This is a genomic window from Psittacicella melopsittaci (assembly GCF_003585925.1).
GTDB lineage: Bacteria > Pseudomonadota > Gammaproteobacteria > Enterobacterales > Psittacicellaceae > Psittacicella > Psittacicella melopsittaci.
Window position 1 is genome coordinate 1 of the sequence record NZ_NRJH01000025.1, and the last position, 16,286, is coordinate 16,286.

Consider the following 16,286-nt stretch of genomic DNA (forward strand, 5'->3'; position numbering starts at 1 on the left):
CAAATTCTTGGTACTTTAGAGTCAAACGGTAAAGTATTTATCGTTAACCCAGCTGGTATTGTTTTTGGGGCAAACTCAGTTGTAAACGTACAGTCTTTAGTTGCATCAACTCTTGATATTAGCAACGAGGACTTTGTTAAAGGCAACTATGTATTTAACCAAGACAAAGACCAAGCTATTGCTAGCGTTATCAACCAAGGTTTAATTAAAGTAAACGATGACGGCACTCTAGCGTTAGTGGGTGGTAAAGTAGTAAACACAGGGGTACTAGAAGCTAAAAATGGTACGGTTTACTTACTTGCTGGTCAGTCTATTACCATTCAAGATTTAGATAATCCATTAATTTCTTACAAAGTTACTGCCGATAACAAAGCAGTTAACCTTGGGGAAATTGTCTCTAAACGTGCCTATTTATTAGCAAATAAAGTTGCAACTGGTTACACAGATGTAGACAAATTTGCTGATGTAATTTCAACTTCAGATTCAGCACGTCAAGCAACCATTACTGCCGATGGTGAAGTGCTCCTGTTTGGTGCCTCAGAATCCGATCTAGTACAACAAACAGATTTTAATAATAGTCAACTAGCAGCTAATATTACATGTCAATCAGGCTTAGTTGTAGTTAATGGTACGATTAATTTAGCTAATCCAAATGGTACGGGGGGTACTGCCAATATCCTTGGAGATGTAGTTCTACTTGATGAAGGGGCGGTAGTAAACGCTTCTGGGAAGCGAGGCGGAAATGTTTATATTGGTGGTGACTTAAAAGGTACAGGGGATAAAAAACTTGCAGCTAAAACAGTTGTGATGCAAGGAGCTCAAGTAAATGTTTCTGGTGTTGAAGATGATGCTGGTACAACAATTGCTTGGGGTAATACAGGTCTCTATGATGGTACTTTCTTAGCAACCTCTGTATATGGTGATGGTGGTTTTGTTGAAACTTCAGGTAATGACTTAAGTCTGGGAGATAATGTTTTTACCGATACTAGATCACAGCATGGGAATACAGGTACTTGGTTACTCGACCCTAACTCAGTACTAGTAGTTAATACTTCACCAAACTGGACTGCTCTCAATAGTATGCTTTGGGTACGCTACTCGAATGCAGATCTTATCTCGATGACTAAGTCTACATGGAGAGATACTGATATACCTACAAGTAAAAGTGGAAATACCTATAACATAATCACGGATCAGAACGTTAATCGCTATCTAGCAAGTACCTCAGTAACTCTTATTGCTTCCGCTGAAATTCGTTTATATTACGTTAATATAACTTCGACAAACTCTAATGCTAACTTCAATATAGAAACGTATAGGACTGTAATTCAAAATAGTAATATAAGCATTAGTGGTGATTTACGTTTAAATAACCAAAATGTAAGTGGTTCTACTTTATGGGTAGGTGCTTCTAATATTGCAGCCCGTTCCATTACTTGGGCAAATGCTGCTGGTGGAGCTATTTCATTCATAAATAGTAGTTTATGTGTCACAAATTATATCCAGTTTAATACATCTGGTTTAGTAACTTTTTCTAATGCTACGGTAAAAGCTGGTGGGACAGTATATTTAAACTCATCTGCTTCAAATGTATGTATTACAGAAGGTTCTTTTATATGTACAACAGGTACTCTTAGTATAATGGGGCAAAGTACATATATTGCGAACGGCTCAAATATAACCACATCAGGTGCAGTTAACCTACATGGAACACAAACTGTAGATATTTCTAATAATAGTCTAGTTAATACCTCGAACGTAATTACGGTTACGGGGTCTAGTTTTAATGTTACTGATAGTAAATTAGATTCTGCAAATTCGATTCTCTTAAATTCAACTACTTATATCACAGGGCAAAATGCAACTATCAATGCCCCTCTAGTTCGTTCATGTGCTAGTGGTGATATTAGTTTTAATGCGAGTAAATTTACTGGTAATGAGCTGAACTTATCACCTAGTTCAGGTAAAAGTATTGCGATTAATAACTCTACAGTTTGCTTAACAGGTCACTTTAATGCCGTAACTCAAGGTAGTGGTGGAAGAATTAACATGGCTAATACATGTTTTACGATTAATACCCCACCATCAAATGGCTATAGTTTCACTGCTAAAGCAGAAGGAGACAATGTATCTCTAGACAATGTATCTATAAATTCAACTGGTACTGGTCGAGTGTGGATAGGAGGACTATCTACAGGTAAAGGTGCAACGCTAAATAATACTAACATAGCTGTTAACAACCAAACTCGTATTTTAGGTCAAACTCTTAATATCAATAATACGAACATTACCACGACTAATGGTCAAATTGATATTGGTGAAAATACAAGCAATACCAACGCCTCAAAAGTTATTAATATCCAAAACTCTACGTTTAAAACTGTAAATACGAGTGCGGATATTAATGTCAACTCGACAGAGTTATTAAATGTAACTAATGGAGCTAACTTCCTAGCTGGTAGAGATTTAAATATTCAAGGTAGTACTGGTACGGTAAATCTAACTGCCAATACAGCTGGAGGCGTTCAAGTTACAACCGGTCGTAACATGAATCTAAGTGCGGGTGCAGCAAACATGTATAACGTAACAAAATCAGTTACGAATGCTGCAACTTACCAAACTGGTTCAATTAACTCGAATAATGTTACAACTAATGCGAACACTATTACTGTAAATGCGACTTCAGGTAATGCTAACTTTACTAATTCTAACTATACAGCAAGTGGCAAATTATCTGTAAATGCCTCTGGTGGTAGCATTAACGCAAATAACACAGGTTTAATTTCAAGTGCGGATACAGTTACTTTATCTGCTAAAAAAGATGTAAATGTAACTAACGGCTCTAAAGTTTTAGGTACTACAGCTACTGTGGATGCTACTGAAGGTAATATTAGCTTTAATGCGTCTAATGTAACTGCATCTTCTGGTGAAACTAGCCTAAATGCAAAACTCAATGTAAGTTTTGAAAATAGTAATGCTACAGCTCAAACTAACTTAAATGTTGGGGCGGGACAAAATATTGCAGCTAACCAAAGTAACTTAAAAGCTCAAGAAGAACTTAACCTTGGTAACGCAAGTACAAAAAATACAAATCTTGAGAATACTAGTCTTGTTACAACTAACGGTAATATCAGTGTTAGTGGTCAAGAAAAGATTACTCTTAATGGATCAACAGTTAGTTCGGCCCGTGACCTTAACTTAAGTTCATCTAATGGTAATGTTACAATTAAAGGTCCAAAGAAAAGCATTAGTGTAGGACGTGATCTAAATATCACTACAGCTGATCTTTATACGCATAATATTTCTATCGATGTAGGTGGTAACATAACACTAAATGCAAGTAACTATGCCCTTCTAGAAGAATATACATCAATTAATAGCCCCCTTAATGTTGCTATATTAGGAAAGGATTTTACTTTAAATAATTTTACCAATATTAGTGCTGAAGATGTGGTTGTAGAAGTTACTAACTTCACTATAAAAGGCTGGTCGAATATTATTTCTACTAATTCTGCGGTGATAAACACTACGGAATATGTAGCTAACCGAGGTAATGTAACTGGTAAATACGTTACGGTTAATGCTACAAATATAAGCACTAATAATAGATCACTTTTTCAAGGGAATGATGTAGTTTTAAACGCTAGCAATAATGTTAGTCTTTTAAATTCAACTATAAATAAAACTACTAACCTCACTATCAATGGAACTAACATTACGATTGCTAGTAACTTTACCAATAGAAAAATTGAGGCAAACAATGTTACCATTACCGGGAAAAATGTTAATCTAACTAACTATAAAGACACCCAGATTATAGGTACCGAAAAACTTTCGGTAACAGGTACAGAGACGTTAAAGATTAATAAGGATATTAAGCTTAACGGTGGTGACATTACTCTTAACGGTGGTGACATTAGTGTTGATGGTTCTAATACGGTAATTTGTGCAACTAAGAATACTCAAATTAGCGGTACTCAAGTTACGGTTAACAGCTCTACAGTTTGTTCAACTTGTTCTACCGAGATTTCTGGTAGTACCGCGGTAAATATTACTAATAGTGCTGAAATTCTTGGTAATTCAGTAGCGCTTAACTCGAACCAAGGGCAGATCAATGTAATTGATAGTACTCTTTGTGCTTCAAGAGGAGAAGTAAGTCTCCAAGCTAAAGATTTAGTAAATCTCAGCGTTGCTCAGGTATCTGGTACTCAAATAAGCGCTAATGCTTCTACGATTAATGTAAATCAAGGTAGTCTTAGCTCAAGCGAGGGGAGCATCTCTCTTGGTAATGCTTCAACAAGCACCGTTAACCTCGATACTACGACCTTAACTGCCTCAGGTGACGATGGAAATATTCAGCTGGCTGCAACTGATAAAGTTACAGTTAATAGTAGCGAACTCAATGCAGAACAGAATATTTGCGTAACTTCAGAAACGGCTCAAGTTATAGTTACCAATGAAGCATGTTTAACCGCAGGTAATGCTATATCTGTAACTGGGGGTAATGTAACCCTGAATGCTTCTTCGACTTTAGAAACAGAAGGCAAAATTCAGGTTGCTGCTAAGGCAGGTGATCTAGTTGCTGAGGATGTAACCCTAAAAGGGGAGCAAGGAATTGCCTTAAATGCTTCACAAAATGCGACCGTAAACCAAACTACACTGACCTCGGAGGAGTCTGCAGTAGAAGTTGAAGCTGGTAATGTTAGCATTAGTTGCTCTACAGCTCAAGGTAAGTCTATCTCTATTACCGCAAACCAAGGACAAGCTTCTGTAGTTAAAAGTGAATTAACCGCAACAGATGGTAGTGCGAGTTTACAAGCTCAAAGTTTATTAAACCTTAGCGAAACTTGTGTAACAGGTAGAGGAATTAGTGCTAATGCAAGTACGATTAACGTAACCCAAGGCAAACTAGATTCAAGTAATGCGAATTTATCTTTAGGTAATTCCTCAACCAACGCAGTTAACCTTGAGACTACTTGCTTAACTACTTCAGGCACTGAAGCTGATATTCTGATCAAAGCAAATGAACAGATCAACGTGAACAAGACTCAAGTGTCTTCATCACGTGATCTATGTATTTCTTCAGATACAGCTAAAGTTGCAATTACGAATGCAACAAGTTTAACCGCGAACAATAATCTCAATGTCTCTGGTGGTAGTGTTGTTCTTAACACTGCTTCGACTTTAAAAGCTGAGGGGCTTGTTCACGTTGAAGCTGAAGCTGGTGACTTAACCGCTGATAATGTAACTATCGCTGGTAAAGCAGGTGTTGAAGTTAATGCTTCGCAAAATGCGACTATAAATTCAACTAATCTTACTGCTACTGAAAATAAAGCATTAGTTATTGCTGGTAATGTAAGCTTTAATAACTCTAATGCGACAGGTGTATACGTATGCATTACGGCAAATAAAGGTCAAACAGAAGTAAAATCCGCTAAAATCAATGCTACTTCAGGTACAGCTACGGTTATAGGAATTACTAAACTAATCCTAGAAGATTCTGAAGTTAAAGGTACAGGATATGTTGCTATAGGTGCAAGAAGCGGTGATGCGAGCATTAGTAATTCAACTATAGTAAGTAGTGGATCTTACGTTAGTCTTTCAGCAAGTAGGACGAATGGTAATTTAGAAGTAACCAACAAGTCAGTAGTATGTGGTACTTGCGTTACCTTACGCGGTAACAATGTTGCAGTTTCTAATGCTAGTTTAGTAGCAAGAACTGAAAACCTTTCAATTGCTGGTACTACCTCGGTTAATCTTGCTGACTTTACTTCGCAAGCCGAAAATCACACTTTTGTGCGTGGAGTTAACATAGATGTTTCTAATGTTACTGCCACAGCAAAACAAGGGGATATCTCTCTAGGTAACCTCAGCACCAAAAACCTTAATGTAAGCAAGTCGAACTTTACTTCAGGACGTGATGTAAGCTTTACAGGCGATAAGTTTGTGAATGTTTCTTCAACGCAAGTAAAAGCTTCACAAGACATTAACCTCAGTGCTCCAAATGGTACTGTAAATATTACGAATTCGACTAACCTACGTGCTGATCGTTCAATTAACGTAACAGCTCAAAATGCAAGCATTACGGCAACAGTTTTAAATGCTGCAACTACAATTGGAATCAATGCTACTGTAGGTAATGTAGATGCTGATAATGCTACTTTAGTTGCTAATACTTCAATTGAAGTAAAAGTAGCGGGCAACCTATCTGCCCAAACCTTAAACCTCACCACAAGTGGGGGTAGGGGGTATATTGCCGCAAATAACGTAAGTTTAAGCAATTCAACCGTAAATACTAAGCAACAAATTAACGTTACGGCAGGTAATAACCTGAGCTTAAATAACACGCAAGTTAATACGTCTGAATCTAATGCAGACTTAATTGCAGGCAATGAACTAGTTCTTAATAACGCAAGTGTATCTGCAAATGCAAGAAATGCTTGGGTAAATCTCACCGCTACAAATGGCAACTTAAATGCAACTAATGCCAATGTTACGGCAACGCAAGGTAGCCTCAATGTAAGCGTGGGCAATAATTTAAATGCTTTAAGCTCTAACTTTACTGCACAACAATCCGTAGTACTTAAGGCTAACTCGATTGACCTTAACAATACAAAAGTAAATGCTACAGGTTCTGATGCTAATACTAGTCTTACAGCGGTAAATGACTTAAATACAAGCAATGGCAGCATTATTCAAGCTCAAGGCAATGCAAGTTTAGTTGCTCAACAAGGCAATATCAGCCTCAATAGAACGCAAGTAACTGCGTCTAAAGGTAATGCAAGTATTGTTGCTGAGCAAGGTAACCTGAGCTTAAGTGCTTCGCCAGTAACTGCAAGTAAAGATATTACCCTTACTGCAGGTAAAGATATTACTGGAGCTGTAGTAGAGAACAATGGCTCCCAATTAACAGCACAAAACAATATTAGTGTGACTGCAGGTGGTGCTGTTTCTCTACCAAATGCGACCTTAACAGCAACTACAGGTACAGTTGCTGTAAAAGCTGGCAATGATGTTAACCTTTCATCTGCTAATACTACAGCTTTAAATGGTATTTCTGTAGAGTCTACTTCAGGTGCAATTAATGCTAACCAAAGTAAATTTAAATCTACAGCTGGAGATATTAACTTCACTGCAACTAGCACTGCAAACGGTAGCTTAAACCTAGACAATACTAGCGTTTATGCTCCATCAACTAGAGTTAATATCCAAGTAGGTAAGGATGTAACTGCATCGAATAGTAATATTACGGCAGCTAAATCTATTGCCGTAGATGCAAACAACATCACAGCAACTAATACTTCCTTTAGTGCAACCGAAACACAAAGTAATGTTAGTCTGAACGCAAGCAATAACCTGAGCTTAAGCCAAAGCTCAGTAGTTAATGCTCCAAATAATGCAATTCTTAAAGGTAATAATATTACTTTAGATACGGCAACAATTCAGGCGGGCAATAATGTAAGTGCTCAAGCTGGTAATAACCTCAGCTTTACCGCGACACCAATTACTGCTCAAAACGGTAATATTGAGCTTTGCGCAACTAACAATATTAAAGGCGTAGCTCCAACAGGTGGTAAATCACAATTAAATGCTTCGCAAGGTAATGTAACTGTAACAGCCGTAAACGGAAATGTAAGCTTACCTAATGCTAATGTTGAAGCAGGAAATCGTGCAGTAATTAGTGCAGGACAAAACATTGACCTTGAGTCTTCAATTGTTAAAGCAACTAACGAAGTAAAAGTTGTTGCTACATCAGGCAATATCGAAGCTCTTGGTACTAACCTCACTACTACTGCAAGTACCGCAAAAGTTGAAATCAACGCTACACGCGGTAGCCTCAATGCAACTAATGCCAATGTTGCGAGTAATGAAATAAGCGTTAATGTTGGTACGAACCTAAATGGTACTAATAGTAGCTTTGTTGCAAATGAAGCTCTGAACTTTACAGGGCAAAACATTAATCTAGATAAGAGTACGGTTAAATCTAATAACGCTCAAGTTAGCCTCAGTGCAAGTGACAACTTAAATGTGACTAACAAGTCTCAAGTTACAGGTACTAATGTAAGCCTAACAGGGACAACAGTTAAAGTTGCTAATACCACTTTAACTGCAACTAGTGAAAACATCACTATTGCCGCTCGTGGAGCTGCTCAATTAGATAACCTCACTGCTACAGCCTCAAACCACACATTTGTGCGTGGTAGTTCAATTGATATAACCAAGGGTACTTTAGAAGCAACTAAAGGTGATGTGTCAATTGGTAACAAGACTACAGTGAGCACTAACATCTCAGGTGCGACTTTAACAGCAACTGTGGGTAATGTAAGCGTAAGCGGTAACCAGTTTGTTAATGTTTCTGGTACTAGTGTTAAAGCTGGTAAAGACATTAACTTAAGTGCTCCAGAAGGTACAGTTAATATCACTAACAGTACTAACCTACGTGCTGACCGTTCAATTAACGTAACGGCACAAAACGTAAGCATTAATAGTACGGTATTAAATGCAACTACAACTATTGGTGTTATTGCAACTGAAAATAATGTAGATGCAGAAAATGCAACTCTATTAGCAGGCAGCTCAATTGATGTTAAAGCTGAAAAAGGCAATGTAACTGGCCAATCTCTAAACCTCACCACAAGTGGGGGTAGGGGGTATATTGTCGCTAAAAACGTAACTTTAGCGGATTCTACGGTTAATGCCTCTACAACTAACCTAAGTGCGAGCAACAATATTAGCTTAACTAATACTAAAGTTAATGCTCAAACTGGCAATGTTGACTTAAATGCAACTAACAATATCAACCTTAACAATAGCAACGTAACAGCGAACTCTGAGAATGCTAAAGTTAATGTAACCGCTACAGCTGGTAACTTAACGGCAACTAACAGTAACCTAACTGCTACTTCAGGTAGTGTTAAAGTTGAAGTTGGTCAAAATATCAATGCAACGAACAGTAACATTACTTCTCGTGATGATTTAGCTCTTAACGCTAACAACGTTAACCTCAGCAACACTACTGTAAACACTACAGGTACAAGTTCTAATGTTACAGTTACAGCTCAAGAAAGCTTAGATGTAACAGATTCTTCACGCATTAGCTCTACAGCTAATACCAGCCTATCTGGTAAAACTGTTAATGTAACTAACTCAAGCGTTAATGCAACTAAGAACGTTAAACTTGAGTCACAAACTGACTTAAATGTTACTAACTCAACCGTTAACGCAACGCAAGGTAATGCAGACCTTAAAGCAGAAAATAACGTGAACTTAATTGGTTCAAGTGTATCTGCTAATGGTAACGACGCTAAAGTTAATGTAACTGCGACTACAGGTAACTTAACTGCAACTAACAGTAACATTACTGCTACTGCAGGTGGAGTAAATGTAACTGTAGGTAAAGATGTAACTGCAACCGATAGTAACCTAACTGCAAAAGATGCAATCAGCATTAATGCAACTAACATTACTGGTTCTAATACTTCATTTACTACTACAGGTGACAATGCTGACATTACTTTAAATGCAACTAATAACCTCAGCCTCAGCAATAAAGCAAAAGTTGACGCTAAAGGTAATGCAACGTTAACTGCAAAAGACAAGCTAAATGTAGATAACACTACAGTTACGGCAGAAGCGGGTAACGCAAGCTTAAATGCAAAAGATATTGCTTTAACTAATAGCACAGTAACAGCTGAAGGTAATGCAAGTGTTGAAGCATCAGGTACTTTAACTGCAACTAATACAACAGTTACAGCTAAGACTGGTGACGCTAATGTAACAGCTACAGGTACTTTATCTGCAACTGATACTAAAGTTGTAGCAACTAAAGGTAACGCTAACGTTAAAGGTAACGGTGTTACTCTAACTAACAGCTGTGTAACGGCTGAAGTGAATGCTAACGTAAGCTCAACTGCTGATTTAACCGCAACTAATACTACAGTTAACGCTACAACTGGTGACGCTAATGTAACAGCTACAGGTGCACTAAAAGCAACTGAAACTAAAGTTGAAGCTACTGCAGGTAACGCTAACGTTAAAGGTAATGGTGTTACTTTAGGTAACAGCTGTGTAACAGCTAACGTTAATGCAAACGTAAGCTCAACTGGTGATTTAACTGCAACTGGTACTACAGTTACAGCTAAGACTGGTGATGCTAATGTAACAGCTACAGGTGAATTATCTGCAACTGGAACTAACGTTGAAGCTACAGCAGGTAACGCTAACGTTAAAGGTAATGGTGTTACTTTAGGTAACAGCTGTGTAACAGCTAACACTAATGCAAACGTAAGCTCAACTGGTGATTTAACTGCAACTGATACTACAGTTACAGCTAGCACAGGTGATGCTGATGTATCAGGTACTGACGTAACCTTAAACAAAGTAAATGTTACAGGAGCTAAGAACGCTAATGTAACAGCTTCAGGTGTACTAGAAGCAACTGAAACTAACGTTGAAGCAACTGCAGGTAACGCTAACGTTAAAGGTGCAGGTGTTACTCTAACTAGCAGCAGTGTAACTGCTCAAGATAACGCAAATGTGAGCTCAACAGGTGCTCTAACTGCAACTGATACTACAGTTACAGCTAAGAATGGTGATGCTAATGTAACAGCTACAGGTGCACTAGAAGCAACAAGAACTAACGTTGAAGCTACAGCAGGTAACGCTACTGTTAAAGGTGCAGGTGTTACTCTAACTGACAGCTGTGTGTCTGCGAGCGTTAATGCAAACGTAAACTCAACTGCAGCTTTAACTGCAACTAATACTACAGTTAACGCTAAAACAGGTAATGCTGATGTATCAGGTACTGAAGTAACTCTAGGTAAAGTAAATGTTACAGGTGCTAAGAATGCTAATGTAACGGCTTCAGGTGCCTTAACAGCAACTAATACTAAAGTTAACGCTACAGAAGGTAACACTACTCTAACTGGTACTGAAGTTAACTTAACTGACAGTACAGTAAATGCACGTGACAACGTAAACGTAAGTGCTTCAAGTAGCTTAAACGCAGCTAACACTACAGTTACTGCATCTACAGGTAATGTAGATTTAACGGCAGCTAATGACCTTAACTTAAATGGCTCTAATGTAGCTGCAAATGCTGTTGATGGTAAAGTTAACCTTACAGCTACTTCAGGTAGTCTGAATGCAACAAACGCTAACATTACCGCAACTCAAGGTAGCGTAAATGTTAGCGTAGGGCAAGATGTAAATGCTCGTAACACAAATATTACAGCAGCTAATAATCTAACTATTAAAGCTGCGAACATTGACTTAAATAACACTATAGTTAATGCTACAGCTACAGGTTCAGATGTTGTATTAAATGCAACTAATAACCTCAATGCAACGAATAACTCAAGAATCGAAGCACAAGGTAATGCAAGCCTAGTAGCACAAAAAGGTAACTTAACGCTAAGCAACACTTGTGTAACTACAACTGCAGGTAATGTAAGCGTAGATGCTAAAGCTGGTAATGTAAGCTTTAGTGCATCACCAATTAACTCTGGTAACAACATTACGATTAACGCTGCGAAGAACATTACAGGTGAAGTAGTTAAAGGCTCTGGCTCTGAGTTAACAGCAAAACAAAACATTGTTGTTAAAGCAGGTGAGAACTTAAGTCTACCTAACGCAAGCTTAACAGCTAAAGAAGGTAGCGTAACAGTTAATGCAACTAATGACATTAACTTAACTAACGCTAAGGCTAATGCTGCACAAAACATTGATGTAAACTCAAGCAAAGGTGCTATTACAGCAACTAACGGTAGTTATACTTCAACTGGTGCTAATGTTAACTTCTCAGCTGAAGATGCAACCAACGGTACCTTAACTCTAAACAATGTAAGCGTTTACTCGCCTAAAGCTGGTATTAACGTTAAAGTTGGTAAAGATGTAAATGCAACTGACAGTAACTTAACTGCTGCTAATGCAATTAGCATTAATGCAAGCAACATTACTGGTTCTAATACTTCAATTACCACTACAGGTGCTGATGCTGACATTACTTTAAATGCAAGCAATAACCTCAGCCTCAGCAATAAATCTAAAGTTGAGACTACAGGTAACGCAAGCTTTACAGGTGTAGATGTAACTCTAAGTCAAACAACTGTAACTGCAACTAAGAATGTAAATGCGACAGCAAGTAACAACCTAACTTTCACTGCTTCGCCAATTACTTCTAAAGCAGGTGATATCACTTTAACTGCAGATAAAAACATTAAAGGTGTTGCAGTTACGGGTGGTAGATCTGAGCTTAACGCAAGCAGTGGTAATGTAACAGTTACAGCTAAAGCTGGTAACGTTTCTCTACCTAATGCTGATGTAACAGCTGGTAACCGTGCGGTAATCTCTGCAGGTGACCAAGTTGACTTAAATAGCTCAGTAGTTAAAGCTGCAAACGAAGTTAATGTAACTGCAACTGCAGGTAACATCAATGCTGTAGGTACTAACCTAACAGCAACTGCAGACAACGGTAAAGTAGTAATGAATGCTACAGAGGGAAGCTTAATTGCAACTAACAGCAATATCTCTGCTCACACCGTAGCAATTAATGTAGGTGAAGATATCAATGCAACTAATACAAATATTAGTAGTACTGCAGATCTAGACCTTAAAGCGAAAAACATTAACTTAAATAACACTAAAGCTCAATCAAGCCAAGGTAAAGTTAATGCTACAGCTACAGCAGAGTTAAATATCTCTAATGGCTCTGTAGTTTGTGGTACAGATGTAACTCTAGCTGGTGAAAATGTAACGGTTAACAAAGCTACAGTTAATGCAACAAGTGAGAACATCACTATTGCTGCAACTAAAGCAGTTAACTTAACAAGCACTACCGCTAAAGTTGCTAACAACACCTTTGTACGTGGTAGCTCAATTGATGTAACTGAAGGTACTTTAGAAGCAACTAAAGGTGATGTGTCTGTTGGTGATGCAACTACGGCGAGAACTAACATTACAGGAGCAACTTTAACGGCAACTGCAGGTAATGTAAGTGTAAGTGGTAACGAGTTTGTTAATGTTTCAGGTACTACAGTTAAAGCTGGTCTAGACATTAACTTAAGTGCTCCAGAAGGTACAGTTAATATCTCTAATGAAACTAACTTACGTGCTGAGCGTTCGATTAACGTAACTGCACAAGAAGTTAAACTTAAAGATGCTGTTCTAAATGCAACTGATACTATTGGTGTTAATGCAACTAGCAAAGACTTCACTGGAGAAAATACAACTCTTGTAGCTGGTAACTCAATTGAAGTTAAAGCTACTGATGGCAATGTAACTGGCCAATCTCTAAACCTCACCTCAAGTGGGGGTAGGGGGTATATTGTCGCTAAAAACGTAACTTTAGCGGATTCTACGGTTAATGCCTCTACAACGAACCTCAGTGCGAACAACAATATTAGCTTAACTAATACTAAAGTTAATGCTCAAACAGGCAATGTTGACTTAAATGCAGCTAACAATATCAACCTTGAAAATAGCAATGTAACTGCGAATGCAGACAATGCTAAAGTTAATGTAACTGCAACAGGTGGAAACTTAACTGCAACTAACAGTAACATTACGGCTACTGAAGGTGGAGTAAATGTAACTGTAGGTAAAGATGTAACTGCAACCGATAGTAACCTAACAGCAAAAGATGCAATCAGCATTAATGCATCTAACATTACAGGTTCTAACACTTCATTTACTACTACAGGTACTGATGCTGACATTACTTTAAATGCAACTAACAACCTCAGCCTCAGCAATAAATCTAAAGTTGAAGCTACAGGTAATGCAACGCTAAATGCAACTAATGTAACTCTTGCGAATACGAGCGTTACAGCTAATAGCAATGTAAACGTAACAGCAACTAATAAACTAGAAGCAAGTAACTCTAGCCTAGTTGCAACTGAGGGCAGTGCTACAGTTAAAGGTGCAGATGTAACTCTAGCTGACAGCAATGTAACAGCTAACGTTAATGCAAACGTAAGCTCAACAGGTGCTTTAACTGCAACTAATACAACAGTTACAGCTAAGTCTGGTAGTGCGGATGTTAAAGGTGACGGAGTAACTCTAAATAACAGCTGCGTATCTGCTCACACTAATGCTAACGTAAGCTCAACTGGTGCTTTAACTGCAACTAATACAACAGTTAAAGCTACAACTGCTGATGCTGATGTTGCAGGTAAAGTAGTATCTTTAGAGAAAGTAAATGTTACAGGAGCTAAGAATGCTAATGTAACAGCTACAGGTACCTTAACTGCAAATAACACTACAGTAACCGCATCTACAGGTAACGCTACCGTTAAAGGTGACGGAGTAACTCTAAATAACAGCTGTGTATCTGCGAACGTTAATGCAAACGTAAGCTCAACTGGTGATTTAACTGCAAATAACACAACAGTAACAGCATCTACAGGTGACGCTACTGTTAAAGGTGAAGACGTAACTCTAACTAAAGCTAAGGTTACAGGAGCTAAGAATGCTAATGTAACTGCTTCAGGTGATTTAACTGCAAATAACACTACAGTAACAGCGACTACTGGTGACGCTAATGTAACGGCTACAGGTACCTTAACTGCAAACAACACAACAGTTACTGCAACTGCAGGTGACGCTACAGTTAAAGGTGCAGACGTAACTCTGACTAAAGTAAATGTTACAGGTACAACTAATGCGAATGTAACAGCTTCAGGTGCGTTAACTGCAACTGATACTAAAGTTGAAGCAACTACAGGTTGTGCATCTCTAAGTGGTGACCAAGTTGACTTAACTAACAGCACAATTAGTGCTGAAGTTAATGCTAAAGTAGCAGCAACTAACAAGCTAAATGCAACTAATACCTCAGTAACTGCAAATGAAGGTAACGCTGAAGTTTCAGGTACGGATGTAACCCTAACTAAAGCTAAGGTTACAGGTGCAACTAATGCAAATGTAACTGCTACTGGTGAGCTTAATGCAACTAACACGGTAGTTAACGCAACTAAAGGTAATACCACTCTAACTGGTACTGAAGTTAAATTAACTAACAGCACTGTAAGTGCACAACTAAATACTAAAGTAGTTGCTTCAGAAAACCTTAACGCAACTAACACTACAGTTACGGCATCTACAGGCAATGTAGACCTAACTGCAGGACAAAACCTAAACTTAAATAACACTAATGTAGCTGCAAATGCTAATGATGCTAAAGTTAACCTAACTGCAACTGCAGGTAGCTTAAATGCAACTAACAGCAATATTACGGCAACTAAAGGTAGTGTAGATGTAACTGTTAAAGAAAATGTAACTGCAGCTGATAGCAACATTACTGCTAAAGAAGCTTTAACGATTGAGGCAAATAATATAGACCTCAATCACACTGAAGTTAATGCAACTGGAGAGAAATCAGACGTAACTCTGACTGCTAAAGCTAACCTCAGCCTCAGTAATGGCACTAATGTAACTTCAACAGGTAACGCAAGCTTTACAGGTGACAATGTTACCTTTAGCGACGCTAATGTAACAGCAACTAAAAATGTTACAGCTACTGCAACTAATAACTTAACCTTTACTGCGACTCCAATTACCTCAGCAGAAGGTGATATTAGCCTAACTGCAGAAAACAATGTATTTGGTAATGCAACAGAAGCTAATAAATCACAATTAAATGCTTCTAAAGGTAATGTAAGCGTAACCGCAAATAACGGTAATGTAACTCTACCTAATGCTAATGTTAATGCAGGTAAGCGTGCGGTAATCTCTGCAGGTCAAACTGTTGACTTAAATAGCTCAGTAGTTAAAGCAGCAAACGAAGTTAATGTAACTGCAACTGCAGGTAACATTAATGCTGTAGGTACTAACCTCACAGCAACTGCAGATAACGGTAAAGTAGTTGTGAATGCTACTGCTGCAAGCTTAATTGCAACTAGTAGCAATATCTCTGCTCACACCGTAGCTATTAATGTAGGTAAAGACATCAATGCAACTAATTCAAGCATTAGAAGCAATGAATCTCTAAACCTTAAAGCACAAAATATTAACCTCGACAATACTTCAGCTGTATCAGCGAAGGGTGCGGTTAATGCTACAGCAACCACAGAGTTAAATATCACTAATGGTTCATTAGTTTGTGGTACAGATGTAACTCTAGCAGGTAATAACGTAAGAGTTAACCAAGCTACAGTTAATGCTACAGGTGATAACCTCACCATTACCGCAAATGATATAGTTAGCCTAACAGGTGTTAATGCTTCAGCAAGCAATAACGCTCTGGTACGTAGTAAAGCTCTAGTAGTAAACAACACTAACCTAGCAACAAC

1 protein-coding gene is annotated in these 16,286 nt (G+C 38.1%); it reads left to right on the plus strand.

Features of this window, described 5'->3' with window-relative positions; all coding sequences use genetic code 11:
* A partial coding sequence (locus CJP74_RS08095) for a hypothetical protein (protein WP_222986873.1) occupies window positions 1-16,286 on the plus strand: 16,286 nt, incomplete at both ends.